This window comes from Mycolicibacter nonchromogenicus (assembly GCF_002101775.1).
In the GTDB taxonomy this organism is placed as follows: domain Bacteria; phylum Actinomycetota; class Actinomycetes; order Mycobacteriales; family Mycobacteriaceae; genus Mycobacterium; species Mycobacterium nonchromogenicum.
Genome location: NZ_LQPI01000046.1, coordinates 46,014 through 70,854, shown reverse-complemented (window position 1 = coordinate 70,854; position 24,841 = coordinate 46,014). Strand labels below are relative to the sequence as shown.

Below are 24,841 nucleotides of genomic sequence, written 5' to 3'. Positions count from 1 at the left end.
CTCACCGGGCCAGCACCTCCAGCACGTCGTCGGCTGCACCGGCGCGGTGCGCGGTGCGCAGGGCGTTGGTGCGATAGGCCTCGGCCAGGTCTGTGTCCACCCTGGCCAGGACCCCCAGGTGCCGGGCCAGGGTGGCCGAGTCGCCGCGGGCCACCGGGCCGGTCAGTGCGGCGTGCCCGTCCCGCAGGGTGTTGGCCAGGGCGGCGCGCACCAGCGGTCCGAGCACCCGCTCGGCGATGCCGTCGGGGTCTTCGGCCACGTTGGAGCCGAGCCGTCCCGGCAGCGCCGCCCGCAACGCCGCCAGCGCGTCGTCGATCACGGTGACCAGGTGGTTTGCGCCGTGACAGAGCGCAGCGTGGTAGAGGGTGCGGGCGGATTCCTCCACCCGGAACGGTTCCGCGCCGATCTCGAGTGTCAGTGCCTCAGCGATGGCGAACCCGATCTCGTCGGCGGCGGTGATGCCGAAGCAGCTCTCCGACAACCGGTCGATGTCCTCTTCTGAGCCGGTGAAGGTCATCGCGGGATGGATGGCCAGGGGCAGGCAACCCTGTTCGGTCAACGGCGCAAGTACGCCGATCCCGGTGGCACCGGAGGTGTGCATCACGATCGTCCCGGCGCGCACCGCGCCCGTGGCGGCCAGCCCGGACACGATGCCGGCCAGTTCGGTGTCGGGAACGGCGAGCAGCAGCAGTTCCGCATCCGAGGCGACATCGGGCGCCGGCCGGATCAGGCTGTCGGGCAGCCGGTGCCGGGCGCGCTGCCGTGATTCCTCGGAGATGGCGCTGCACGCCACCACGACGTGCTCGGCGCGCTCGAGCGCTACACCGAGTGCGGTGCCGACGCGGCCGGCCGAGATAACGCCGACCTTGAGCCGGGCGGGCCGCAGTCCGTCGAACTGCGCCATGCAGACGACCTCACAGGTTCTCTTGGTATTCGTTCCAGTCCCGCGCTGCGGGTACCGGACGGTCGCCGGTGAGTCTATCCCGATCTGTCCCGGCGCTGCGAGTGACGTTGGTCGCAGTTGGCCGCGGTTCAGTCCTCGCGGCGGCGGCGCCGACCGCCTTCGGTCGGGGTGGTCTGCAGCCGGGCCAGCAGATCAGCCACCGACTGACCGCCGGTGCGGGGGCTTTCGGCGCTCCCGTCGGCGCCGGCGGAATGCCGGGCCGCGGGCGTGCCGGCGTGGGCGGGCGCTGCCGGCTCGGCGGGCTCAGTCACCGGCGAGGCCGGGCTGGCCGGCGGCTGTAGTTGGTCATCGGCCGGTTCCGCCGCGTGCCGGGAGCGCGCCCGACGGCGTCCCCCCGCCTCGTGACGTGCCGACTCGGCGACGTCCACCGGACCGGAGTCGGCCGGACTGGAGTGGCGCCCGTGGCGGCTCGGCGCTTCGGTCTGCTGCTCGGACACGCCATGGCGTCCGGCGTCCGCCGGAACGTCCGCGGCCCAGCGGCTGCCGGGTGTGCCGGGTGGCAGCCACTCCCCCTCGGCGCCAACGGGTTTCCAGGAGGATGCCGCCGGGGATGCAACCCAGGAAGGCTGCGGGGCCGATTGTGGCTCGGGGGCCGACGGAGCCGATTGTGGCTCGGGGGCCGGTTGTACCGGGGCCGGCTGAGGGGCGGGCGGAGGCTGCGGCGGCTCCGGCTCGCGGCGGGATTCGGGCGCGACGAAGGGCTGCGGCGGCTGCGCCCAGCGGGAGGCGGCCGGTGCAGGCGGCGGGGCCTCCTGGGGGGTCCAGCGGGGCGCCTCGTCGGCGCTGCGGCGATGCGAACCGCGGCGGCCCTCGGCGTGCGGCGCCTGCGGCTTCTGCGGAGCCGGGGGCACGGAGCCGCCGGTGGGCGGAATCCTTACCTCGGGAACGTCGATGATCGGGTTCTCGGCGGTCTCGGTGACCGAGTCGGGCGGGTAGCTCGGGGTGGTCGACGACGCGACCCGGGTGGCGCCGGTGGTGGGTTGCTCACTGGAGCGCGCCCAGTCGCTGTAGGCACGAACCGTTGTGCGCTCGGTCTCCAGCGCCGGCCGCTGGCTCAGGTCGGCGTCGAAGAGGATCTCGAGGTTGGTGCGCAGCGCGGACAATTCGGCGCGCAGCGCAGCAACCTCATCGGCGGCCTGCGCGCGCAGTTCGGCGGCCAGCTCGCGACGCAGCTGCGACTCCACGGTCAGCTCGTACTCGCGGCGTGCCGATATCTCCCGATCCAGTTGCAGGTCGTAGACCAACTTCAGGTCTCGGGCCCGGGCCTGGTCCACATCGCTTTGCCGCCGATAGATCACCGAGACGAACGCCGCCGCAACCGCGGCCCACAGCGCGATGATCACGGCGAGTTTGAGCAGTTCCACCCGATTGGTGAACACCAGCGCCGAGCTCGCGGCGATCGCGAGGATCAGCAACGCCGTCATCAATGTCCAGCCCGGCCTGCGAACTCCACGCCGACCCGGGGCGCGGGACAGGACCGAATTCATCTGCGCCGCGCTCTCCCGCAAGCGGGAGGTGCCCCCTCCTCGCCGCGGTGTCCCGGAACGTTGCTGGCACGCATTGCCCGACTGTACCTGTACGAGGTCAATCCGCGTGTCGCAGCGCTCCGGCGATTCTTACCCGGGTTGATTTCCGGTCGACTCGGTGGGTGCGCCCGGATCGTGCGGCGACTTGCACCGGTTCTGCAGCCACAGCGCGGCGGCCAGCAGGGCCAGCGCGCTGGCCGCGGCGACCACGGCACCGCCGGTGTCCTGGGCCGCAACCTGCAGCGTGGACCGGCGCGGCAGCAGGAAGCCCAGCACACCCAGCCAAAAGCCTCCGACCAGCGCGCCCATCCACGCCGACGCCTTGGCAACCACCACGGTGCGTGCCACCGCGAGCGGATGCAGCCGGCCGGCCCCGATCCCGATCTCGCCGTCTTCGATCTTCGCGCCGACGTATCGGCCCCAGGCCACCTCGGCGACCGCGACCGCCAGCAGCGATATCCCGGTCCATACCGTGATCGGCGGGAACCACCGGTACAGCAGTGGGACCGCGAGGTAGCTGAGGACGGCGACCACGGCTACCGCGGCGCTCACGTCACGTTTGCGGGTCGGGCCCATCAGAACCGCAGCACCAGGTCGGTCAGCACCACTCCGGCACGCTCTTCGGGTTCCAGCTCCTCGAGCAGTTCTGCCACCGCACGTGGTCGCTCGCCCACGCTCAGTTGAGCCTCCGGCTCGACCTCCAACCACGGCACCAGGACGAACGCGCGCAGATGGGCGCGCGGATGGGGCAGGGTCAGGTCCGGGTCGTCGGAGATCATCTCCATCCCCTCGGCGTTGCGGCAGCTGATCACGTCGACGTCCAGGGTCCGCGGTCCCCACCGCTGGATGCGCACCCGCTCGGCCGCCTGCTCCAGTTCATGCGCGCGTCGTAGCCAGACCTGGCCGTCGGCGGCCGGGTCGTCGACGATCAGCACCGCGTTGAGGAAGGGCCCCTGCTCGACTCCGCCCCACGCCGCGGTCTCGTACACCCCAGAGGCCGCACGCACCGTGGCGGCCAGGCCGTCGACCGCCGACTGCAGCAGGGCCAGCCGGTCCCCCAGATTGGACCCCACCGAAAGCACGGCCCGTGTCATTGGCGCCGCTCCTCCTCATCGCTCCGCTCTGCATCGTCGGCGGCCCGACTCACAGCGGAACCACCTTGCCGCGGCGGTCATTGCGCGATCGCCGGGCCACCACCGCAACATCGGCGAAAGCCAGCGGGATGGGGGCGTGCGGCTTGTGCAGCGTGACCTCCACGGCCTGCACCCGCGCATCACCCATCACCTCTTCGGCGATCTCGGCGGCGACCGTCTCGATCAGATCGCGCGCGGGGCCTGCGACGATATCCGCGGCGCGCTGTGCGAGCAGTCCGTAGTCGTAGGTGTCGGCCAGGTTGTCGCTGGCCGCCGCGACGGCGAGGTCCATCCAGACCGTGATGTCGACGATGAAGTCCTGGCCGTCGGCACGCTCGTGGGCGAACACACCGTGGTTACCGCGAACCTTCAAGCCGCGCAACTCGATCCGATCAGTCACCGCTTGCGCCTCCTTGACTCCAGGCTGCCAGGACCCGCAGCGCGTCGACCGAGGCCCGCACGTCGTGCACCCGCACGCCCCAGGCGCCGTGCAGCCCGGACAACGCCGATATCACCGCGGTCGCCGTTTCGCGCTCGGCGGGCGGCCGCGGCGTGCCGTCCTCGTCGGCCAGCAGCGTACCGAGGAACCGCTTGCGTGACGCACCGATCAGAACCGGTAGACCGATATCCACCAGCTGCGGCAACCCATGCAGCAGAGTCCAATTGTGTTGCGCGGTTTTGGCGAAACCCAGACCGGGATCGACGATCAACTGCGCCGGGTCCACGCCGGCGGCCACCGCTGCGTCGACGGCGGCGAGCAGATCCCGACGGACCTCGGCGGCGACGTCGCCGTAGCGCGGCACCAGATGCGGATTGTCGGGATCGACCGGCCGCCAGTGCATCAGCACCCATCGGGCGCCCGAAGATGCAAGCAGCGGCGCCATGGCGGGGTCCGCCGCTCCTCCGGAGACGTCATTGACGATCGTGGCACCCGCGTCCAGCGCGGCTTCGGCGACAACGGCGTTCATCGTGTCGATGCTGACCGTAATGCCCTGGTCAGCAAGTTCTCTGACCACCGGAAGGACGCGTTGCGCCTCCGCCCGCGGATCGGCGCGCACCGCGCCGGGCCGGGTGGACTCGCCCCCGACGTCGATGATCGCCGCACCCTGGTCTGCCAGGTGGCGGCCGTGCTCAACAGCGCGGTCGACGTTGAGGTAGCGCCCGCCGTCGGAGAAGGAATCGGCGGTGACGTTGACCACCCCGACGACCTGCACGCGTGTCGGGCTCACCTGTGCCGAATAAGTTCCAGGGCCTCAGCGCGTGACGTGCTGTCGGTCTTGAACTGCCCGCGGACCGCCGACGTGGTGGTGATCGCACCGGGCTTGCGCACTCCGCGCATCGCCATGCAGAGGTGCTCCGCCTCGACCACCACGATGACTCCGCGCGGATTGAGTTTGCGCATCAGAGCGTCGGCGACCTGCGCGGTCAACCGCTCCTGCACCTGCGGCCGCTTGGCGTAGAGGTCGACCACCCGCGCCAGTTTGGACAGACCGGTGATCCGGCCGTCGTAGCCGGGGATGTAGCCGACGTGCGCGACGCCGTGAAACGCCACCAGGTGGTGCTCGCAGGTCGAGTACAGCGGGATCTCCTTGACGATCACCAACTCTTCGTGCTCTTCGTCAAAAGTGGTCTCCAGCACCGCATCCGGGTCGGTGTAGAGCCCGGCGAACATCTCCCGATACGCGCGCGCGACCCGCGCCGGGGTGTCGAGCAGACCCGCCCGGTCGGGGTCTTCGCCCACCGCGATCAGCAGCTCGCGCACGGCGGCCTCAGCCCGCGCCTGATCGAAAATTGCCGACGTCATCGTCGACCCCGCTTTCTCAGTCACCGGACGGCTGCTCGGACCGGTTGTTCTCCGCACCATTTCCACCGTCGCCGGTCTCACCCGAGGGCGGCGGTGGCGGCGGCTGGCCCGTACCGGGGTACGGCTGCGGCTGGTGCTGATAGGGCGGGTAGTGCTGGGCGGGCGGGTAACTGTGCTGCGGCCACTGCTGAGGCGGATACCAGTAACCGCCCTGCTGCGGCGCCTGCTGCTGTGGGGCGGGCGGCCAGCCGGGAGCGTGCCAGCCCGCCGGGGCCCCGTAGTCGGGTTGGGTGCCCGCGTCAGCACCCGCGGGCGCGCCGTTGCTGCCGTTGGACTGACCCGACCGGGCCGCCGCCTCTTTGGATGCCTGCGCGATGGCGGCCTTGAACGCCGGCTCCGGCTTTGGCTGCGGCCACGGCTCGCCCCGCTCCATGGCCAGCTCACCGGGGGTCTTGATCGGTGGCTTGTCGGACGGGATCCGGCCGCCGAAGTCGTCGAACGCCGTAAGCCGGGGACGCTTGTTCACGTCGCCGAAGATCTTCTCCAGATCCGCGCGGTGCAGCGTCTCCTTCTCCAACAGCTCGGCGGCCAGCACGTCGAGGACGTCGCGGTATTCGGTGAGAATCTCCCAGGCCTCGGTGTGCGCGGCCTCGATCAGCTTGCGCACCTCGTCATCGATGTCGCGGGCCACCTCGTGCGAGTAGTCGGACTTGGTCCCCATCGCCCGCCCGACGAACGGGTCGCCGTGGTCACTGCCGTAGCGGACCGCACCGAGCTTTGCGCTCATGCCGTACTCGGTGACCATGGCGCGCGCCACCGCGGTGGCCTTCTCGATGTCGGAGACCGCGCCGGTGGTCGGCTCGCGAAACACCAGCTCCTCGGCGGCGCGCCCACCCATGGCGAAGACCAGCTGGGCGATCATCTCCGAGCGGGTCCGCAGGGTCTTGTCCTCTTCGGGCACCGCCACCGCGTGGCCGCCGGTACGGCCCCGGGCCAGGATGGTGACCTTGTAGACGGGGTCGATGTCGGGCATCGCCCACGCCGCCAGGGTGTGGCCGCCCTCGTGGTAGGCGGTGATCTTCTTCTCGCGCTCGCTGATGATCCGGCTCTTGCGCCGCGGCCCGCCGATCACCCGGTCAACCGCCTCTTCGAGCGCGGCGCCGGTGATCACGGTGCCGTTCTCGCGTGCGGTCAGCAACGCCGCCTCATTGATCACGTTGGCCAGGTCGGCGCCGGACATGCCGACGGTGCGCTTGGCCAGCCCGTCCAGGTCGGCGTCGGGCGCGATGGGCTTGCCCGCCGCATGCACCCGCAACACGGCTCGCCGGCCCGCGATGTCGGGGTTGGTCACCGGGATCTGGCGGTCGAAACGGCCGGGCCGCAGCAGGGCGGGGTCGAGGATGTCGGGCCGGTTGGTGGCCGCGATCAGGATGACCCCGGCCCGGTCGCCGAATCCGTCCATCTCCACCAGCAACTGGTTGAGGGTCTGTTCGCGTTCGTCGTGGCCACCGCCCATGCCGGCGCCGCGCTGGCGGCCGACCGCGTCGATCTCGTCGACGAACACGATGCACGGGCTGTTCTGTTTGGCCTGCTCGAACAGGTCGCGCACCCGGGAGGCGCCGACACCGACGAACATCTCCACGAAGTCCGAGCCGGAGATGGTGAAGAAGGGCACGCCGGCCTCTCCGGCGACGGCGCGGGCCAGCAGCGTCTTGCCGGTGCCGGGCGGGCCGTAGAGCAGCACACCCTTGGGGATCTTGGCGCCCAGCGCCTGGTAGCGGCTCGGGTTCTGCAGGAAGTCCTTGATCTCGTAGAGCTCCTCGACCGCCTCGTCCACGCCGGCGACGTCGGCGAAGGTGGTCTTGGGCATGTCTTTGCCCAGCTGCTTGGCTCGGGACTTGCCCATGCCGAAGCCCATCCGGGCGCCGCCCTGCATCCGGGAGAACATCACGAACAACCCGATCAGCAGCAGCATCGGCAGCATGTAGATCAGCAGTGAGCCGAGCAGGCTGCCCTGGTTCACCACGGTGTTGATCTCGGCCTTCTTGGCGGTCAACGCGGTGTAGAGCGGAACCGCGTACCCCGTCGGGTACTTGGTGATCAGCTTGTCGACCTTCTCGGCCCGGCCGGACTTGTCGGCCTTACCGCCGGCTTTGTCGGTCACCTCAACACTGGTGAGCGGGGTCTTCAAGACCAGGCGCAGCTGTTGCTCGCGGTCGTCGAGCTGGGCGCTCTTGACGTTGCCACTGTGGATCTGAGCCACCGCGACCGAGGTGTCGACCGGCTTGTATCCGCGGGTGTCATCGCTGAAATAGAAGAACGACCAACCGAGCAGCAACACCACTGCGACCGCGGTTACGGTGCGGATCACGTTTTTGCGATTCATCAGACATCGGCCGGACGCGGCCAAATCCTTCCAATACATGCAGCTGGGCATGTTCAGGCTACCGTCCCTCGCGGTTTATACGCCTGGCCGGACTCGGAACCCTGTTCGATCGCGGCCCGTTTGTGCTTTGGTGTGACGGTGGCTCCCGTAATCGAACGAGCAACTCAACGATTCGTCGACACCAACGGCGTGACCCTGCGGGTCACCGAAGCGGGCGAGCGTGGCGCCCCGGTGGTGTTGCTGGCTCACGGATTCCCGGAATTGGCGTTTTCCTGGCGCCATCAGATCCCGGCCCTGGCCGCCGCGGGATTCCACGTATTGGCGCCCGATCAGCGCGGATACGGCGGCTCGTCGCGACCGGAGGAGATTGCGGCCTACGACATCGCCTCGCTCACGGCTGACCTGGTCGGCCTGCTGGACGACGTGGGCGCCCAGCGCGCGATCTGGATCGGCCACGACTGGGGCGGGCCGGTGGTGTGGAGCGCCGCGCAGCTGCATCCCGACCGGGTGGCCGGCGTCGTGGGGCTCAGCGTGCCGCCGGTGCCCCGCCCGCAGGCCCCTCCGACGCAGGCCTTCCGCAATATCTTCGGCGAGAACTTTTTCTACATGCTCTATTTCCAGGAGCCGGGCGTAGCCGACGCGGAACTGGATTCCGACCCCGCCCGCACCATGCGCCGGATGATGGGCAGCCTCAGTCCCGACGACCACGAGTCGGCATTGCTGATGACGGCCCCCGGGCCGATGGGCTTCATCGACCGGCTGGCCGAGCCGACGGCACGTCCGGACTGGATCAGCGCCGACGAGCTTGACCACTACATCGCAGAGTTCACCCGAACCGGATTCACCGGCGGGCTCAACTGGTACCGCAACCTCGACCGCAACTGGGAGATCATGGCCAATCCATCCGCCCCCACCATCGATGTTCCGACCCTGTTCATCGCTGGGTCCGCCGACCCGGTGCTGACCTTCACCCGCCGTGACCGCGCCACCGAACTGGTGACCGGCCCCTACCGCGAGGTGATCATCGACGGCGCCGGCCACTGGCTGCAGCAGGAGCGGCCCGACGAGGTCAACACGGTTCTGCTGGAGTTCCTGGCGGGCCTGCCGGCGGGAGCCGCGTCGTGACCGCCCGGCCGCTGCGCTTCGGGGTTTTCATCACGCCGTTTCACGCGCTGGGTCAATCACCGACGGTCGCACTGGAATACGACCTGGAGCGCGTCGTCGCGCTGGACCGGCTGGGCTTCGACGAAGCCTGGTTCGGAGAACATCATTCGGGCGGCTACGAGCTGATCGCCTGCCCCGAGGTGTTCATCGCCGCCGCTGCCGAACGCACCAAGCACATCCGGCTGGGCACCGGCGTGGTTTCGCTGCCCTATCACCACCCGCTGATGGTGGCCGACCGGTGGGTGTTGCTGGATCACCTGACCCGCGGCCGGGTGATGTTCGGCGCGGGACCGGGCGCGCTGCCCACCGATGCGCACATGATGGGCATCGACCCCGTCGAGCAGCGCCGGATGATGCAGGAGTCCCTCGAGGCGATCCTGGCGCTGTTCAGGGCGGAACCGGGCGAGTTGATCACCCGCCATTCGGACTGGTTCACCCTGCGCGACGCCGCCCTGCACATTCGTCCATACACCTGGCCATACCCGGAAGTCTCTGCGGCCGCCATGATTTCCCCGTCCGGTCCACGGCTGGCCGGCGCGCTGGGCACCTCGCTGTTGTCCCTGTCGATGTCGGTGCCGGGCGGGTTCGCCGCACTGGAGAACACCTGGGAGGTGGTGCGCGATCAGGCCGCCAAGGCCGGCCGCGACGAACCGGATCGCAATGACTGGCGGGTGCTGAGCATCATGCACATCGCCGACACCCGCGAGCAGGCGGTGGCCGACTGCACCTATGGACTGCAGGACTTCGCGAACTACTTCGGCGCGGCCGGTTTCGTACCGCTGGCCAGCGAAGTCGAAGGATCGCCGCAGACGCCGACCGAGTTCGTCGAGGCCTATGCCGCGGCTGGAAGCTGCTGTATCGGAACTCCCGACGATGCGATCGAACACATCACCGACTTGCTGGAGCGTTCCGGCGGGTTCGGCACCCTGCTGTTCCTGGGCCACGACTGGGCCTCCCCGGAGGCTACGTATCACAGCTACGAGCTGTTGGCCCGCAAGGTGATTCCACACTTCAAAGGCCAACTCACCGCACCCAAGGCATCACACGAATGGGCTCGCGGCATGCGCGACACACTGTTCGGCCGAGCCGGCGAAGCGATCAAGAACGCCGTCGTCGAGCACGTGACCGAGTCGGCCTCCGCCGAAACGAACAGTTCGTCCTGATGCGCGCGGCGGTGCTGCGCGACGGGCGGATGATCTACCGCGACGACGTGCCGGAGCCGACGCCTGGTCCGGGTCAAGTGCTCGTCGCGGTGACCGCCTGCGGAATATGCGGATCCGACCTGCATTTCGCCTCGCACGGCGAGCAGGTGCTGGCCGCTACGCAGGCCATGTCGGGCAGCCCCTCCGCAGGGGCGTCGGTCGATCTGGACGCCGATATCTACATGGGTCACGAGTTCAGCGCAACGGTGCTCGAAGCCGGCCCGGGAACCGACACGTTTGCCGCCGGAACGCCGGTCACCTCGATCCCGGTCTTGTTGGCCGCCAAGGGTGTTGAGCCGATCGTCTACTCCAACACCACGTTGGGAGGCTACGCGGAGAAGATGCTGCTGTCGGCTCCGCTGCTGGTGCCCATCCCCAACGGGCTGGATCCCCGCCACGCCGCTTTGACCGAGCCGATGGCCGTGGGACTGCATGCGGTCAACAAATCCGGCATCGCGCCCGGCGAGACGGCGCTGGTGCTGGGGTGCGGACCGATCGGGATGGCGATCATCGCGGCCCTGCGAAACGCCGGCGCGGAAGACATTGTGGCCGCGGACTATTCGTCCGTACGGCGGGAACTTGCGACCACGATGGGCGCACATCGCACCCTCGACCCCGCCCAGGGGTCGCCGTTCGACGCCGTCACCCCCACGGTGATATTCGAGGCCGTCGGCGTGCCGGGCATCATCGATGACGTGCTGCGACGGGCACCGGTACGCAGTCGGCTGGTGGTGGCCGGCGTGTGCATGGAATCCGACACCGTGCACCCGTTCTACGGCATCGCCAAAGAGATCAGCGTGCAGTTCGTGTTCGCCTACGAGCCCGCGGAGTTCGCCGCGTCACTGCGGGCCATCTCCGAGGGCCGCATCGACGTGGCCCCGCTGATCACCGGTGAAGTCGGACTCGACGGCGTGGGTAGGGCTTTCGACGAATTGTCCGACCCCGACCGGCACTGCAAGATCCTGGTCACGCCTTAGGGAACGCACCGGCGTCGACCAGCTGCTTCGACCAGCCGCCGACCCGCTCGACCAGCTCCCCCAGGCCGTCGCCGAGGCGGGTGACGATCGGGGCACATGCCGCATCTGTTGCCGTCTCGACGGCCTCGCGAGCATCGCGTCCGGCCTCGCTGAGCACCCCGTCACGCGCCAGGCCACGCTCGGCCAGCCGCTCCTCGCCGGCAGTCAGTTCGTCATCGCTCCATGCCCGCGACCGGACGTAGGTACGCGGCGGGTACCCGCGGTACAGCTCGGTGATCAGGCCGATCTCGACAGCGTCGAATCCCGCCGCAACCCAGGCGTTCACGTGCGCGTCGCCGCGGAATTCACGAAGTCGGTCAGTCAGCAGCCAGGCGTCGGTCAGCGGCTCGCCCACCAGCCCGTCGGCCACCACCCCGGCGAACAGCGGCTTACCCGCCACCGAGAGACCGTCCACGGCACGGCGCAGCAGTTCCACCACGCGGTCAAGGCCGGCTGGGGCCGCACCCAACACCCGGCGCAGTTGGGCCACCGCACCCTCGGTTCGCGCCGCCCGGATGGCTGTCGCGTTGGTCAGCTTCCAGCCGTAGTCGACGGCGGGGACGACCACCGCCGGGTTGAACACCGCGAACGTCGCGGCGATCACTTCGCCGGGTGCCTGCCCCAGCGCGGATCCCCGGCTGCAGAAGTACGCTGGCCCGTCCGGCATTTCGACCCCGTCGGCGGTCGCTGGACTGCCACCGAAACCCAGTGCCGCGTACCCACGATGACACTCGGGGGAGAAGTACACCTGACCGGCGAACGGCTCGATGGCGCTGGACAGTGCTCGCGACGGCGCAGTGGTCATCGCCTCAGTGTGCCGCATGGGACTTTTCCGCCGGTGCGCGCGTCGACTCCGATAAGGTGCCACTCATGCCGACACACAGTGCCCGGGTGGTTCTCCGCTGGTCGACATCGCTGGCGCTGGCCGGCATGGCCGCCCTCGTGATGGCCGGCTGTGATGCCGCGCCGGACGGCGGCGGGTCGGAGATCGGGCGCCAGGTGACTGTGGTGGGCAACGGTGAGGTCCAGGGCGTGCCGGACACGCTGACCACCGAGGCGGGCATCGAGTTCGTCGCCGCGGACGTCACCAGCGCGATGAACCAGACCAGCGAGCGCCAACAAGCAGTGATCGACGCCCTGGTGGACGCCGGCGTCAAACGCAAGGACATCAGCACCACGCAGGTCAGCCTGCAGCCCCAGTACGGCAGTTCCGACGGCGGTTCGGCGAACATCATCGGTTACCGGGCCGGCAACACCATCCGGGTCAAGGTCGAGCGCGACTCCGCATCCCAGGTACTGGCGGTGATCGTGCGAGCCGGCGGGGACGCCACCCGGATCAATGGAGTCAGCTACTCCATCGACGACGATTCGGAGCTGGTCCGCGACGCCCGGGAGCGGGCCTTCAACGACGCCAAGGACCGCGCCGAGCAGTACGCCCAGTTGTCGGGTCTGCGACTCGGCCAGGTGATCTCGATCTCCGAGGTCGCCGACGGGACGCCACCCACTCCGGTCGGGGGGATGCCGTTGCCTCGCGCCATGGCCGCCGCTCCCCCGGTGGAGCCCGGTCAGCAGACCGTGAGCTTCACGGTGACGGCGGTCTGGGAACTGAATTAGTTCACTGACCTGCTGATCGGCCTTCTTGTCGGAGGGTCCACGTACTATCGAAACTATGTTCGAACGGGCGTGGTCCACGACGACAGAGTCGTCAGCATTGGTGGATCGCATCTGCGCCTCGAGCAGGCTGCAGAATCAGGCCGCCGGGCAACGGTTGGCAGCGATCGGGGAATTGGACAGCCTGCGGGCTCGCCAGCACGCCGCCAATGAGCAGTGGGTGACCGACACCTTCGTGGCGGTTGCGGCCGAAGTGGCCGCCGCACTGAACGTCACCGAGGCGCTGGCTGCCAGCTTCGTGCGCTATGCGCGGGCGATGCGGGATCGATTGCCGCAGTGCGGCGCTCTGCTGGTCGCCGGCAACATCGACTATTGGATGTTTCAGTCCGTGGTGTTTCGCACCGATCTGATCACCGATCCCGACGTCTTGGCCCGGGTCGATACCGTGCTGGCGGCCAAGGTGGCACGGTGGTCGTCGTTGTCCCAGGGCCGGTTAGCCGGCTATGTCGACAAGATCGTGGCGCTGGCGGATCGTGACGCGGTACGGCAGATCCGGCGCAGCCAAGCCAGCCGGGAGGTGGTCATCACCGACACCGGCCATGGCGTCAGTGAACTCTACGGGCGCCTGCTGACCCCGGACGCCCGGATCCTTGACGCCCGGCTCGACGCGCTGGTCGCCACCGTGTGTGAGCTGGATCCGCGGACTCGCCAGCAGCGCCGCGCCGACGCCCTGGGTGCACTCGCCGCCGGGGCGGACCGGCTGGATTGTGGTTGCGCGCGCCGGGAATGCCCCGCGGCAGGCAAGCCCTCCGCCAAGCCCGTGGTCATTCATGTCATCGCCGAACAGGCCAGCCTGGATGGGAGCAGTCAGACGCCGGGCAGTCTCATCGGTGACGACGCCCTGATCCCCGCCGAGCTGCTGGCTGAATTGGCGCGCACCGCCCGGCTGCAGCCGCTGCGGTCTCCCACCGAATACGCACCCGAGCGGGGCTACGTCCCGTCGCGAGCCCTGGCGGACTTCGTACGCTGCCGCGACCTCACGTGTCGCTTCCCCGGCTGCGACAAACCGGCCATCGACTGCGATCTGGACCATACGGTGCCCTACGCCGATGGTGGGCTCACCCATGCCTCCAACCTCAAAGCCCTGTGCCGCCAACATCATCTGGTGAAAACGTTCCTGCGCTGGACCGACCAACAGCTACCGGATGGCACGGTGATCTGGCGTGCCCCCTCCGGGCACACCTATGTCACCACCGCGGGCAGCGCACTGTTGTTTCCGCAACTGTGTGTCCCCACCGGAGAGGTGGTCGTCCGACCGAGCGGACCTCGGTGCGCAGCCGACCATGACCGGACGCTGCGAGTACCGCAACGGACTCGCACCCGCGCCGCTGATCACGCCCGCTACGTCGCGGCCGAGCGCAGCCAGAATCGCAAGGCCCGTGAAGCCCGTCGCGCCGCCCGCCAAGCCACCTGGTTCCCGGCCGTGGCCCCCGCCAATACTGACGAGGAACCGCCGCCCTTCTAACGGGTTTCAGGCCAGTCGGGTGATCTCCACCACCACATCCAAATCCGTTGCCTTGCCGCCGATGTAGGTGCCCTTCAGCGGCGGCACGTCGGAATAGTCTCGGCCAACCCCGACCGACACATGCCGCTCGGTGATCGGCGTGTCATTGGTCGGGTCATAGCCCCACCATGCCCCGGTCCAGGCTTCGATCCACGCGTGACTCTCCCCCACTACGGTTGCCCCGACCTCACCGTCGGCCTTGGGATGCAGATAGCCCGACACGTAACGCGACGGGATCCCCACACTGCGCAGCAACACCAAGGTGAGGTGGGCGTAGTCCTGGCAGACGCCCTTCCTTTCGGTCCAGGCATCTACCGCCGAGCTGTGCACCCCGGTGGTCCCGGGCACGTACTTCATCTCCGAATAGACCCAGGAACAGACCGCTTTAACGGCTTCCCGGGGCGCAAGCCCCTTGGTCAACCGCCGGGCGGTGGCGGTCAATGTCCGATTGCGCGGCACATATGCGGTGTGGGTGAGCAATTCGTTGAATCGGTCCACCACGTATTCGCCGGCCAGGTCATCCCAGTCCACCGGTTCGGCATCCTCGGGATAGATGTCGGACTCGGTCTCCACCACCGACGTGCAGGACACCTCCAATTCTTCATGGGGCGCATGAAGATCGAACGCCGCCACCGAAGTTCCCCAATAGTCGACATAGCGGTACACCCGAGTCGCGGGAGCCGTTTCCACCCGGCTGGAGATCACATTCTGCCGATTGTCGCTGCGGGGCGTCAGACGCGTTTCGTTATATGACGAGGTGACCGGCGCGTTATAGGCGAACCCGGTCGCGTGCACTACTCGCAGTCGCCAACCCATCAGTCGCCCTCCACAACATATCGGCCGTCGTAGTCTCGGCTTCCACTAGCTCCTGCCCCGGTCCATGAGACATACGGGGTCACATGGAAATACTGCTGGGTCACCGCTTCGGTTACGTCCTTGCACGTCTCCTGCAGGCCGATCAGCCTGTCCCGCAGGTCTTCCAGAAGCAGTCCCGGTGGCATGAATTCCAGCGCGCTGCGCGCCCGCCCGATCAGACGCTGCGCTTCTGCCCGGGCCCCGACGCGACTGTCGTTACGGCTGTCGAGCGCGATCAGGCACTGCTCGGCGAGCGTGATCGCATGGAAGACCGAGCGGGGAAACAACCTATCCAGCAACAAGAACTCCACCACCCGGTTCGCATCGAGAGCCCCGCGATAGGTCCGCATGTAGGTGTCATGGGCACCGGCCGACCGCAGCACCGTCACCCAGGCCGGCGACCCGGACCGATCACCGGCCCGCGACAGCAACATCCGCACGGTCATGTCGACTCGCTCGACCGACCGTCCCAACAGAAGGAAGCGGTAGCCGTCGTCACGGCTCAAGGTGGCATCCGCCAGGCCGGCGAACATCGCCGACCGGTTCTTCACGTACGCCAGGTATTCATGGGGACCCACCCGCCGAGCGGCCCGTTCGGCCTCGGTCAAGCCGTTGAACGTGGTGTTCAGGCACTCCCACATCTCGCTGGACGTGACTTCTCGTGCACCGCGGGCGTTTTCACGCGCTCGGGCGATGCTGTCGGCAATCGATCCCGAGCCTGAACCCGCGTACGCCACCCGCTCAATCAACTTCCATACGGTCTGGGTCTGCCCGACATCGGGCGGGTCCAGTCCCAACACCTGCATCACCAGGCGGCAGGTACGGTCGGGGTCTACCGTGGCGTCTTCAAGCAGCTGGTGCACCGCCACATCGAGGATTCGCGCGGTGTCGTCGGCCCGCTCGACATAGCGGCCGATCCAGAACAACGATTCGGCATTGCGGGCCAGCATCATCGGAGGTCACCGCCTTCGGCGAACGCTTGCTGCTGTTGCTGTTGCTGCTGTTGCTGCTGCTGGACCTGCAGGTCGCCTCCAGGCAGCCCCGGACCCTGATCGGCGGTGTTGTCGGTCGGCAGATCTTGGCGCCGCACCAGCTGGTCACCGGACAGCTCATGTTCCTTGTCCGCTCTGCGCGGTGCCAAAACCCAAGTGTCCTTGGACCCGCCGCCCTGGCTCGAGTTCACCACCATGGATCCCTCCGTCAGCGCCACCCGGGTAAGACCACCGGGCAACACCCAGACGTCTTCGCCGTCGTTGACCGCGAAGGGGCGAAGGTCAACGTGGCGGGGCGCCAGTCGATCGCCCACCTTGGTGGGAACCGTGGACAGCTGCACCACCGGCTGCGCGATCCAGTCCCGCGGGTTTGCCTTGATCTTCTTGGCCAGCGCGTTGAGTTCCTGGCGAGTTGCCTGCGGCCCGAAGACGATCCCGTACCCGCCGGATCCCTCGACGGGCTTGATCACCAATTCCTCGATTCGATCCAAGACCTCCTCACATTCGGCCTCCACCCAACAGCGCAGCGTGTCGACGTTGGCGAGGATCGGCTTCTCGCCCAAGTAGTACCTGATGATCTGCGGCACGTAGGTGTAGATGAGCTTGTCATCGCCCACCCCGTTGCCCACCGCACTACTGATCACCACGTTGCCCGCGCGGGCCGCGTTGACCAGCCCGGGCACCCCGAGCACCGAATCAGGCCGGAACTGGAGCGGATCCAAAAAGTCGTCGTCGATACGGCGATAGATCACGTCGACGCGCTGCTCACCCTCGGTGGTGCTCATGTACACGAAGTTGTCGCGGCAGAACAGATCTCGTCCCTCTACCAGCTCCACGCCCATCTGACGGGCCAGCAGCGAGTGCTCGAAATAGGCGGAGTTCGAGGCCCCGGGGGTCATCACCACCACCGTCGGGTCGGCCTCGTTGGAGGCCGCGGCCGCCCGCAGCGCCCGCAACAGGTGGGTGGCGTAATCACCGACCTGCCGCACCCGGTGGGTGGCGAACAGGTCCGGAAACACCCGGGCCATCGTGCGACGGTTCTCCATCACATACGACACACCCGACGGAGACCGTAGATTGTCCTCAAGCACCCGGAATTCGCCCTGATCATCGCGCACCAGATCGATTCCCGCGACGTGGATACGCACCCCGTTCGGCGGCTTGATGCCGGCGGCCTGCCGGTGGAAGTGGGCGCAAGAGGTGACCAATCGCTTGGGGACGACCCCGTCGCGCAAGATCTCCTGATCGCCGTAGACGTCGGCCAGGAAGCACTCGAGGGCTCGAACCCGCTGCGCGATACCGCGTTCCAGTTTGGTCCACTCGGTCGCCGAAATCACCCGTGGCACAAGATCAAGAGGAAAGGGCCGCTCCTTCCCGGACAGCGAGAAGGTGACCCCCTGCTCAATGAACGCGCGGCCCAGCGCATCGACCCGGGCCTGCAGCTCCTCATTGTCGGCGGGAGCCAACGCGTTGTGAATGCCCCGATATGCGGCCCTCGGGTTGCCCTTGTCGTCGAACATCTCGTCGAAGCTGGCGCTGTAGCTGGTGTCGGACCGCTGATAACCCGAGAAGATCGACTTACCCCTACGGGCCCTGCCATTTCGCGTTGATGCTGACACAGCCTTCACACCTACCGATCCTGTTACAGACCCGCTAGCGGGGCAGCCCGGAACTCTGACCGCGGCATCGTTGGCGTGTAGTCCGAGATCTTATCGGCACGCTGTCGCGTCGGGCCGTTCAGGGTTTGCCAGGTGCTGCTGACCGTATCGGAGAACCGGTTGTGCCGATGAGAAATCGACACTCAGCCCTGATAGACCCGCGGGTCCAGGGTGCCGATGTAGGGCAGGTCACGGTAGCGCTCGGCGTAGTCCAGTCCGTAGCCGACGACGAAGTCGTTCGAGATGTCGAAGCCCACGTAGGCGATGTCGACGCCGGCGACCAGTGCGTCGGGTTTGCGCAGCAGCGTGCACACCCGCAGGGACCGGGGCTTGCGGGCGGCCAGATTGCGCAACAGCCACGACAGGGTCAGACCGGAGTCGACGACGTCTTCGACGATCAGGACGTCGCGGTCGCTGATGTCGCGGTCGAGGTCCTTGAGGATGCGCACCACCCCCGACGACGACGTCGACGAACCGTAGGAGCTGACTGCCATGAACTCGAACTGGGTGGGCAGCGGAATGGCCCGGGCCAGATCGGTGACGAACAACACCGCGCCCTTGAGCACGGTGATCAGCACCAGGTCGCCGTTCTCGGCACGGCCCTCGGCGTACTCGGCGGTGATCTGCTCTGCGAGTTCGGCGGTGCGGGTCCGGATCTGTTCCTCGGTCAGCAGGACCGATCTGATGTCACCCGCGTACAACTCGGGTTTCTTCCCCGGCAAGATCGCAGCCACCAGCACAGCGTGCCATGGCGAGAGTTCGACAACCAACTGCGGCGGAGGAAATACGCGCTCAAGACTCAGACCGGCTCGCTGCGCAGCCGCAGCAGGCCGTCGCCTCGAACGGCGAACAGCCGCTGTCCCCGCAGGTCCGATCCGATCGCCACACCGCCCTGCCCGCGCCATGCGGTCACCAGCCGGTCCACCGCGCGAATCTGCAGGTCGGTGAGGCCGCGGCCGCCGCCGTCGATCAGCCAGCGGCGGATCACCGCCAGGCGGACCGGGCCCGCCAGGGCCGCCAGCGCCGAGGCGTCCAACGCGGCGCCGGCGGTGGCGCCGGGCAGCGCCTGCTCGGCCAGGGCGTCGATGAGCTCGGTGTTCTCCCGCAGTGCGGTCGCGGTCCGGGCCAGGGCTTCGGCCACCCCGCCGCCCAGCACGTCCTCCAACAGCGGCAGCACTTCGGCACGCAGCCGTACCCGGGTGAAGCGATCGTCACCGTTGTGCGGGTCGAGCCACGGGGTCAGGCCCAGCTCTGCGCAGGCCTGTGCGGTCACGGTGCGTCGCACCCCCAGCAGCGGCCGGCACCAGGGTGGGTCGTATGGCCGCATCCCGGCCATCGACCTGGGTCCCGAACCGCGGCCCAGCCCGAGCAGCACCGTTTCGGCCTGATCGTCGAGTGTGTGGCCCAGCAACACCGGGTCTTGGCCGCGGGCCTGCGCCAGTGCGGCATAACGCGCGCTGCGTGCGGCGGCCTCTGGACCGCCCTGAACTCCAACGGTCACCGGAATGACCTGCGCGTCAATGCATCCCAGTTCGAGTGCCTGACGTCGGGCGGTCTCGGCCACGTGAGCCGAACCGTCCTGCAGGCCATGGTCGATGATCAGCGCGGTCGTGGGCCGCGCCCGGGCGGCTACCGCGGTCAGCGCCAGCGAATCCGGCCCACCGGACAGCGCGACCGCCCAGCCTGCCCCCTGCGGCAGACACTGATCGGCGAACGCCGTCAGCGCGGAGCGCAGCGCAGCTACAGCACCCGGTCGATCCACCGCTGCGGCTCTTCGATCTCGGCGGGCAGCGGCAGGGTCTGCGGACCAGACCACACCGCGTTGAACCGGTCCATTCCGACGCGGCCGACCACTGCGTCGACGAAGGCCTTGCCTCGGGTGTACTGGCTCAGCTTGGCGTCCAGGCCCAGCAACGCACGCAGCAGTCGTTGCAGCGGCGGTTGGCTGCGCTGACGGCGTTCCTCGAAACGACTTCGAATGGTCACCACCGACGGCACCGCCCGCGGCCCGACCGCGTCCATCACGTGATCGGCGTGGCCTTCGAGCAGCGTGCCCAGCATCAGCAACTGGTCCAGGGCGGTGCGCTGCTCCTCGGACTGCACCGCTCGCACCAGACCCAGGACTCCCGACGGACCCGGCGACTCGGCGTCCTGGCGCCCCCGCAGATAGTCGGCCAGCCGGCCCACCATGTGGCCCAGGTCCGGGCTGCTGTCACCGGTCAGGACTGCCAGCGCCTCCGACATGTAGCCGGCCAGCCACGGATTGACGCTGAACTGCACGCGATGCGTCACCTCGTGCAGGCACACCCACAGCCGGAAGTCTGCCGGCGTCACCTGCAACTGGCGCTCGATGGCGATCACGTTGGGATAGACCAGCAGCAGTGCGCCACCGCCGATACAGAACGGGTCGTATTGGCCGAGGATGCCCGAGGAGACGAACGCCAGCACCGCGCCGGTCTGCGCCCCGGTCAGCCGGCTGGTGAGGAAGCCGGCGGGCCGCTCGGACGCGCCCATCATCACCCGCATGGATTCGGCGGCCGCGGCGATCCACTGCGGCCGGTCGACCACGCGGGCTTCGGGGACCGGGCCGTCCTCGCCGAGGCCGGTGACCTCGCGGACCAGGGGCTCTGCGGCGCGGGCACTGGCGTGCAGTTCCTCGATCACCTGGCGGCGCGTGTAGTCGGTCATCGGCGGCGCGGGGCGCGCCAGCCAGCCACCGACCGTCGCGGCGAACCCGAAGTCCACCGCGCTGCCGACGTCGGATGCGCTCATCCGCAGCCGCAGGTTCGCAGGACCGCGGCCAGCGCGTCGATCGCCGTCCGCCCGGTGGGCCCAGCGTCGTTGGAGATGAATGCGAACGTCAGCACCCGCTGGTCGCGGTCGGTGACGATGCCGGCCAGCGCGTTGGTGCGGGTCAGCGAACCGGTCTTGGCCCGCAGCCAACCGGCCGCACCGCGCCCGGTCTTGGGGTTGAGGAACCGCTCGGAGAGCGTGCCGCTGCCGCCGGCAACCGGCAACATGTCCAGCAGCGGACGCAACTCGGGCAGGTCCGGTCCAGCAGCCGCCTGCACCACCGCATCGAGGGTCCGGGCCGACAACCGGTCGTCGACCGACAGCCCGCTGCAGTCCTGCAGGGCGGCTCCACTGACCGCGATGTGGGCGGTGGCCAGCCGGTTGGTCACCGCGTCGACCGCACCGGCGAACGAGCGGGGCCGCCCCATCGCCGCAGCCACCTCGCGGCCGATGGATTCGGCCATCACGTTGTCCGAGGCGTTCATCATCTCGCCGAGGCGGACCACCAGCGGTGCCGATCGGACCGCTCCGAGCTCGCGCCCGGTCACCGACGAGGTCGCGATGCTCACCCGGTCCGGGTCGACGCCCAGCATCGCGGCCAGGGCCCGTCCGGCATCCAGGGCAGGCGTGGTGGATCGCCGGGACTCGACGGTGGTCGGCTGGACGCGGCCGCCGTCGACCATCACCGCCTCGATCGGGGCGATGTCGCCTCCGTCGATGTCCTCGACGTCCCAGCCCTGGGCCATGGTCGGGCCGGTGAAGGCCGAGGTGTCGACCTGAACCTCGGTGACGCTCACCCCGCTGCGGCGAACCTGATCGGCCAGATCGCTGAGGCGTGCGGCTTCGCGATACCAGGTCTCCTGACCCGCCTCGGCCGTCGACAACGTGGGGTCACCGCCGCCCACCAGTACCACCACGCCGGGCTGATCACCCGCCGTCACCCGGGTGGTGACCCGGGCCTCCCGATCCAGCGCCAGCAGGGCCGCCGCCGCGGTGAGCACCTTGTTGGTCGACGCCGGCTGCATGGGCAGGTCTTCCTGCTGGGTCCACAGCGCCTTGCCGGTCAACGCATCGGTGATCCGGCCGGTGAGGCGGCCCAGATTCGGGTCGGCCAGCGCCGGGGCCAAGGCCGCAGCCAGCGCCCTGCCCGCCGGTGCCGGGGCGTCGTCGGAGACCGGAACCACCCCGGGGTTGGCGGTCGCCACCGGCGCCGCAGCCACGACACGCGCGCCCGCGCCGGATTCGTCCGGGAGCGCAACGACGGCGATGACCACCACCGCGGCGGCCAGCGCCAGCACCGCGGCCGCGATACCCAGATGGGCGCTGCCGTGCCGCCACCGAGTGGGTTGCATGTCTCTCCTGCCTTCTCAGGCGCAATTGTGCCGGACGGGCGGAGTCCCGGCGTGTATCCGGGCCGCTCTAGACTGTCCCGGTGCAATTCGACGTGACCATCGAAATCCCCAAGGGCCAGCGCAACAAGTACGAGGTCGACCACGCCACCGGGCGGGTCAAGCTCGACCGCTACCTGTACACGCCGATGGGCTACCCCACCGACTACGGGTTTATCGAGGACACCCTCGGCGAGGACGGCGACCCGCTGGACGCCATGGTGCTGCTGCCTCAGTCGGTGTTCCCCGGCGTGCTGGTCGAGGCGCGTCCGGTCGGAATGTTCCAGATGACCGACGAAGCCGGCGGCGACGCCAAGGTGCTGTGCGTGCCGGCCGGTGACCACCGGTGGGACCACATCCAGGACATCGGCGACGTGCCCGACTACGAGCTGGACGCCATCAAGCACTTCTTCGTGCACTACAAGGATCTGGAGCCGGGCAAGTTCGTCAAGGCCGCCGACTGGGTGGGCCGTGCCGAAGCCGAGGCCGAGATCACCCGGTCGATCGAGCGGTTCAAGACCTCCGGTCACTGATCCGCCCGACCGCCGCGTCAATCCGGCGGTTACGGCTGTCGCAGTACGTCCAGCAGCAGTGTGAGCTGGACGTCGAACACGTCTCGCGGCGCCGACAGGGTGTCTTCGCCGTATCCGCCGAACACCTCCAGGCTGACCGCGCCCACCAGGGCTGCCCACAGTAGGAAGCATTTGGCGACGACGGCATCGTCGCCGGGGAAGCCGAACTCGTCGCGCACGCGCTGAAAGTCTGCCGACAGCGGTTGCGCTGCGCCGTCTTTCCCCACCCCGATGTCGCCGGCTGCCATGCCCACTGCGATCGCCTCGAACAACGCAGCGACAACCCGGGTGCCCGGGCCCACGGTCCGCTCGGCCGGTGCGTGATAACCGGGTACCGGACTGCCGTAGAGCAGTGCCCATTCGGCCGGACGCGCCAATGCCCAGGTCCGCACCGCATGGGCGATCACCACGATGTCCTCGCTCCACGGCCCCGGCACGCGGGCCTCGGCCACCGAGTCGGCCAGATCGTTGTAGGCGTCGACCAGCAGCAGGGTGATCAACTCGTCGCGACTGCCCACGTACCGGTACACCGCCGAGGACACCATGCCCACCTCGCGGGCGACCGCGCGCAGCGACAACCCGGCCGCCCCGTGGGCACGCAGGTGACGCCGCCCTACCTCGATGATCTGAGCCTCGATGCGTTCCCGCGACTCCTGCCGTTTGCCCATGGCAGCAGTCTGGCACATATGAGAGCACTGCTCTTGTTTTGACGATCGCGATGTGTCACGATCACAGCAATACGAGAGCACTGCTCTCGAAATCGTGAACAGAGGGAGACCCCATGGCCGCCGGATATGACCGACCCAATGCCGCTGCCCGATTCGCCAATGCGGTGATCCGCACGCTGGCCGAGGCGGGCATCAGCATTGCCGGCACCCGCGCCATCTCCGTGCGCGGCCGCAAGAGCGGCAAGCGCCGCGGCGTCGTGATCAACCTGCTGACCGTGGACGGGGTGGACTACCTGGTGGCGCCGCGCGGCACCACCGAGTGGGTTCGCAACGTGCGCGCAGCCGGCGAGATCGAGGTCGGGCCGCGGTGGCGTCCTAGGCCGGCTCGGGCCACCGAGCTGTCCGACGACGACAAGCCGGAGGTGCTACGGCGCTACCTGCAACGGTGGTATTGGCAGGTCAAGGGCTACGTGGCCGGGCTGACGCCGGGTTCCAGCGACGACGAACTGCGGGCCGCGGCGTCGTCGTTCCCGGTCTTCTCACTGCGCTGAGGACGTCCCGCGGGTCCGGTACAGGCTGGCCACCGTCGTCAGGGCCAGCACCCCGACCACCACCCCCAGACTGACCGGGGTGGGGATCTCCTGGACATTGATCGGCTGACCGGAGTTGATGAACCACAGCTCGTTGGTGCGCAGTGCGTGCAGCACCATCCGTACCCCGATGAACCCCAGGATCACTGCCAGCCCCTGGGACAGATACACGAACCGGCTCAGCAGCTTGCCGAGAATGAAGTAGAGCTGACGCAACCCCATCAGGGCGAACACATTGGCGGTGAACACCAGGTAGGGCTGGCGCGTCAGTCCGTAGATGGCCGGAATCGAGTCCATCGCGAACACCACGTCGGTGGTTCCCAGCGCCAATCCGACCAGGAACATGGGCGTGACAGCCCACGCGCCGGAGCTGTCCCGGACGAAGAACCGCACGCCGGCCCAGCGATCGGTGGCGTTGAAGTGCGTGCGCGCAAACCGCACGATGAAGTTGTTGCCGCCCTCGCCATCGCCCTCGCCGGTGGGGTCGTCGTGGCGGAGCAGTTTGATCGCGGTGTAGGCCATGAACGCACCGAACACGTAGAACGTCCAGGACAGCCGCTGCACCGCAACCGCGCCGAGCGCGATGAACACCGCCCGGAACGACAACGCCATCACGATGCCGACGAACAGCGCCTCCTGCCGGTACTTCTTGGGCACGTTGAAGCTGTTCATGATGATCACGAACACGAACAGGTTGTCCACGGACAGGCTGTACTCGGTCAGCCAGCCGGCATAGAACTGCATGCCGTACTTCGCCCCGTGAAAGTGCCACACCCAGACACCGAACGCCACCGCCAGGCCGAGGTAGAACGTCAGCCATCCCGCGACCTCGCGGATCGACGGCTCGCGCACCCGCCGGCCGATGACGAGCAGGTCGAATCCGAGCACCGCGCCCAGTCCCGCGAAAGTCAGCAGCCATTCCAGCCTCGACGGGTCCAACGGGGAGCCTCCGGTC

25 protein-coding genes are annotated in these 24,841 nt (G+C 68.5%); 7 read left to right on the top strand and 18 right to left on the bottom strand.

All coding sequences use genetic code 11. The features are described from left to right. Nucleotide 1 precedes the first annotated feature (1 nt). The 8 genes from AWC18_RS12260 to ftsH form a co-directional block, all read right to left on the bottom strand. Nucleotides 2–904, bottom strand: a complete 903-nt coding sequence (locus tag AWC18_RS12260; RefSeq protein WP_085138903.1) for a Rossmann-like and DUF2520 domain-containing protein — start codon at nt 902–904, stop codon at nt 2–4. A 128-nt stretch (nt 905–1,032) separates the two neighbouring features. Then, nucleotides 1,033–2,451 carry a DUF6779 domain-containing protein gene (locus tag AWC18_RS12255; RefSeq protein ID WP_064997658.1) on the bottom strand — a complete coding sequence of 473 codons (1,419 nt, stop codon included), beginning with the start codon at nt 2,449–2,451 and terminating at the stop codon, nt 1,033–1,035. A gap of 129 nt (nt 2,452–2,580) precedes the next feature. Beyond that, a complete protein-coding gene (locus AWC18_RS12250; RefSeq protein WP_064997659.1) occupies nt 2,581–3,066 on the bottom strand; it encodes a DUF3180 domain-containing protein in 486 nt (161 codons plus the stop codon). Then, complete coding sequence (gene folK, locus AWC18_RS12245) at nt 3,066–3,584, bottom strand: 2-amino-4-hydroxy-6-hydroxymethyldihydropteridine diphosphokinase (protein ID WP_085138902.1); 519 nt, start codon at nt 3,582–3,584, stop codon at nt 3,066–3,068. The genes AWC18_RS12250 and folK overlap by 1 nt, the downstream gene beginning before the upstream one ends. A 49-nt stretch (nt 3,585–3,633) precedes the next feature. After that, a complete protein-coding gene (folB, locus tag AWC18_RS12240; RefSeq protein ID WP_085138901.1) occupies nt 3,634–4,023 on the bottom strand; it encodes a dihydroneopterin aldolase in 390 nt (129 codons plus the stop codon). Then, complete coding sequence (gene folP, locus AWC18_RS12235) at nt 4,016–4,852, bottom strand: dihydropteroate synthase (RefSeq protein WP_085138900.1); 837 nt, start codon at nt 4,850–4,852, stop codon at nt 4,016–4,018. Before folP ends, folB begins: the two co-directional genes overlap by 8 nt. Continuing rightward, complete coding sequence (gene folE, locus AWC18_RS12230; RefSeq protein WP_064997663.1) at nt 4,849–5,427, bottom strand: GTP cyclohydrolase I FolE; 579 nt, start codon at nt 5,425–5,427, stop codon at nt 4,849–4,851. Before folE ends, folP begins: the two co-directional genes overlap by 4 nt. Before the next feature lie 16 nt (nt 5,428–5,443). Continuing rightward, nucleotides 5,444–7,813 (bottom strand): ATP-dependent zinc metalloprotease FtsH, encoded by a 2,370-nt coding sequence (gene ftsH / locus AWC18_RS12225; protein WP_064997664.1) that lies wholly within the window; start codon nt 7,811–7,813, stop codon nt 5,444–5,446. Between the two features lie 150 nt (nt 7,814–7,963). Here ftsH and AWC18_RS12220 point away from each other — a divergent pair, with 150 nt between their 5' ends. Genes AWC18_RS12220 through AWC18_RS12210 form a run of 3 tightly spaced genes read left to right on the top strand, consistent with a single transcriptional unit; the run spans nt 7,964 to nt 11,156 of the window. Next, the gene (locus AWC18_RS12220; RefSeq protein WP_109470342.1) at nt 7,964–8,938 is read left to right on the top strand and encodes an alpha/beta fold hydrolase; all 975 of its coding nucleotides are present in this window, start codon (nt 7,964–7,966) and stop codon (nt 8,936–8,938) included. Next, complete coding sequence (locus AWC18_RS12215) at nt 8,935–10,140, top strand: LLM class flavin-dependent oxidoreductase (protein ID WP_085138899.1); 1,206 nt, start codon at nt 8,935–8,937, stop codon at nt 10,138–10,140. Before AWC18_RS12220 ends, AWC18_RS12215 begins: the two co-directional genes overlap by 4 nt. Further along, nucleotides 10,140–11,156: a zinc-binding dehydrogenase gene (locus AWC18_RS12210; RefSeq protein ID WP_085138898.1), complete on the top strand. Its 1,017-nt coding sequence runs from the start codon at nt 10,140–10,142 to the stop codon at nt 11,154–11,156. The genes AWC18_RS12215 and AWC18_RS12210 overlap by 1 nt, the downstream gene beginning before the upstream one ends. Here the strand turns inward: AWC18_RS12210 and AWC18_RS12205 are convergent. Then, the gene (locus AWC18_RS12205; protein ID WP_085138942.1) at nt 11,146–12,000 is read right to left on the bottom strand and encodes an SCO6745 family protein; all 855 of its coding nucleotides are present in this window, start codon (nt 11,998–12,000) and stop codon (nt 11,146–11,148) included. The genes AWC18_RS12210 and AWC18_RS12205 overlap by 11 nt on opposite strands. A gap of 65 nt (nt 12,001–12,065) precedes the next feature. Between AWC18_RS12205 and AWC18_RS12200 the strand changes: the two genes are divergently transcribed. Both AWC18_RS12200 and AWC18_RS12195 read left to right on the top strand, forming a co-directional pair. After that, nucleotides 12,066–12,809, top strand: coding sequence for an SIMPL domain-containing protein (locus tag AWC18_RS12200; protein ID WP_085138897.1), 744 nt, complete (start codon nt 12,066–12,068; stop codon nt 12,807–12,809). 55 nt (nt 12,810–12,864) lie between these two features. Beyond that, a complete protein-coding gene (locus AWC18_RS12195) occupies nt 12,865–14,331 on the top strand; it encodes an HNH endonuclease signature motif containing protein (protein WP_085138896.1) in 1,467 nt (488 codons plus the stop codon). Nucleotides 14,332–14,337: 6 nt separating this feature from the next. On the opposite strand, the gene AWC18_RS12190 is transcribed toward AWC18_RS12195, so the two are convergent. From AWC18_RS12190 to dacB, 7 genes are all read right to left on the bottom strand, one after another. Continuing rightward, nucleotides 14,338–15,186 (bottom strand): transglutaminase family protein, encoded by an 849-nt coding sequence (locus AWC18_RS12190; RefSeq protein WP_064997677.1) that lies wholly within the window; start codon nt 15,184–15,186, stop codon nt 14,338–14,340. Next, a complete protein-coding gene (locus AWC18_RS12185) occupies nt 15,186–16,175 on the bottom strand; it encodes an alpha-E domain-containing protein (protein ID WP_109470343.1) in 990 nt (329 codons plus the stop codon). The genes AWC18_RS12190 and AWC18_RS12185 overlap by 1 nt, the downstream gene beginning before the upstream one ends. Then, nucleotides 16,175–17,836 (bottom strand): circularly permuted type 2 ATP-grasp protein, encoded by a 1,662-nt coding sequence (locus AWC18_RS12180; protein ID WP_420093335.1) that lies wholly within the window; start codon nt 17,834–17,836, stop codon nt 16,175–16,177. Before AWC18_RS12180 ends, AWC18_RS12185 begins: the two co-directional genes overlap by 1 nt. A gap of 182 nt (nt 17,837–18,018) precedes the next feature. Next, on the bottom strand, nt 18,019–18,615 hold the full coding sequence (gene hpt / locus AWC18_RS12175) for a hypoxanthine phosphoribosyltransferase (protein ID WP_420093334.1): 597 nt from the start codon (nt 18,613–18,615) through the stop codon (nt 18,019–18,021). Nucleotides 18,616–18,674: 59 nt separating this feature from the next. After that, nucleotides 18,675–19,637: a tRNA lysidine(34) synthetase TilS gene (gene tilS, locus AWC18_RS12170; protein ID WP_064997680.1), complete on the bottom strand. Its 963-nt coding sequence runs from the start codon at nt 19,635–19,637 to the stop codon at nt 18,675–18,677. After that, entirely contained in the window at nt 19,616–20,647 is a 1,032-nt protein-coding gene (locus tag AWC18_RS12165) for an Rv3626c family coenzyme F420 biosynthesis-associated protein (protein WP_064997681.1), read from the bottom strand. The genes tilS and AWC18_RS12165 overlap by 22 nt, the downstream gene beginning before the upstream one ends. Further along, on the bottom strand, nt 20,644–22,020 hold the full coding sequence (dacB, locus tag AWC18_RS12160) for a D-alanyl-D-alanine carboxypeptidase/D-alanyl-D-alanine endopeptidase (RefSeq protein WP_085138894.1): 1,377 nt from the start codon (nt 22,018–22,020) through the stop codon (nt 20,644–20,646). Before dacB ends, AWC18_RS12165 begins: the two co-directional genes overlap by 4 nt. 80 nt (nt 22,021–22,100) lie before the next feature. Between dacB and AWC18_RS12155 the strand changes: the two genes are divergently transcribed. After that, the gene (locus AWC18_RS12155) at nt 22,101–22,589 is read left to right on the top strand and encodes an inorganic diphosphatase (protein WP_064997683.1); all 489 of its coding nucleotides are present in this window, start codon (nt 22,101–22,103) and stop codon (nt 22,587–22,589) included. Nucleotides 22,590–22,618: 29 nt separating this feature from the next. On the opposite strand, the gene AWC18_RS12150 is transcribed toward AWC18_RS12155, so the two are convergent. Beyond that, a complete protein-coding gene (locus tag AWC18_RS12150; RefSeq protein WP_109470344.1) occupies nt 22,619–23,296 on the bottom strand; it encodes a TetR/AcrR family transcriptional regulator in 678 nt (225 codons plus the stop codon). 113 nt (nt 23,297–23,409) lie between these two features. Here AWC18_RS12150 and AWC18_RS12145 point away from each other — a divergent pair, with 113 nt between their 5' ends. Further along, nucleotides 23,410–23,847, top strand: coding sequence for a nitroreductase/quinone reductase family protein (locus AWC18_RS12145; protein ID WP_085138893.1), 438 nt, complete (start codon nt 23,410–23,412; stop codon nt 23,845–23,847). Here AWC18_RS12145 and AWC18_RS12140 read toward each other — a convergent pair. Beyond that, complete coding sequence (locus AWC18_RS12140; protein WP_082961066.1) at nt 23,836–24,825, bottom strand: TerC/Alx family metal homeostasis membrane protein; 990 nt, start codon at nt 24,823–24,825, stop codon at nt 23,836–23,838. The two genes, AWC18_RS12145 and AWC18_RS12140, sit on opposite strands and share 12 nt — an antisense overlap. Nucleotides 24,826–24,841 lie beyond the last annotated feature (16 nt).

Coding starts and splice junctions, on each gene's coding strand:
- AWC18_RS12260 (WP_085138903.1), bottom strand. CDS start 904: ATGGCGCAGTTCGACGGACTGCGGCCCGCCCGGCTCAAGGTCGGCGTT.
- AWC18_RS12250 (WP_064997659.1), bottom strand. CDS start 3,066: ATGGGCCCGACCCGCAAACGTGACGTGAGCGCCGCGGTAGCCGTGGTC.
- AWC18_RS12255 (WP_064997658.1), bottom strand. CDS start 2,451: ATGAATTCGGTCCTGTCCCGCGCCCCGGGTCGGCGTGGAGTTCGCAGG.
- folE (WP_064997663.1), bottom strand. CDS start 5,427: ATGACGTCGGCAATTTTCGATCAGGCGCGGGCTGAGGCCGCCGTGCGC.
- dacB (WP_085138894.1), bottom strand. CDS start 22,020: ATGCAACCCACTCGGTGGCGGCACGGCAGCGCCCATCTGGGTATCGCG.
- folK (WP_085138902.1), bottom strand. CDS start 3,584: ATGACACGGGCCGTGCTTTCGGTGGGGTCCAATCTGGGGGACCGGCTG.
- AWC18_RS12195 (WP_085138896.1), top strand. CDS start 12,865: ATGTTCGAACGGGCGTGGTCCACGACGACAGAGTCGTCAGCATTGGTG.
- AWC18_RS12200 (WP_085138897.1), top strand. CDS start 12,066: ATGCCGACACACAGTGCCCGGGTGGTTCTCCGCTGGTCGACATCGCTG.
- AWC18_RS12185 (WP_109470343.1), bottom strand. CDS start 16,175: ATGCTGGCCCGCAATGCCGAATCGTTGTTCTGGATCGGCCGCTATGTC.
- AWC18_RS12210 (WP_085138898.1), top strand. CDS start 10,140: ATGCGCGCGGCGGTGCTGCGCGACGGGCGGATGATCTACCGCGACGAC.
- AWC18_RS12205 (WP_085138942.1), bottom strand. CDS start 12,000: ATGACCACTGCGCCGTCGCGAGCACTGTCCAGCGCCATCGAGCCGTTC.
- AWC18_RS12190 (WP_064997677.1), bottom strand. CDS start 15,186: ATGGGTTGGCGACTGCGAGTAGTGCACGCGACCGGGTTCGCCTATAAC.
- AWC18_RS12150 (WP_109470344.1), bottom strand. CDS start 23,296: ATGGGCAAACGGCAGGAGTCGCGGGAACGCATCGAGGCTCAGATCATC.
- ftsH (WP_064997664.1), bottom strand. CDS start 7,813: ATGAATCGCAAAAACGTGATCCGCACCGTAACCGCGGTCGCAGTGGTG.
- AWC18_RS12145 (WP_085138893.1), top strand. CDS start 23,410: ATGGCCGCCGGATATGACCGACCCAATGCCGCTGCCCGATTCGCCAAT.
- AWC18_RS12165 (WP_064997681.1), bottom strand. CDS start 20,647: ATGAGCGCATCCGACGTCGGCAGCGCGGTGGACTTCGGGTTCGCCGCG.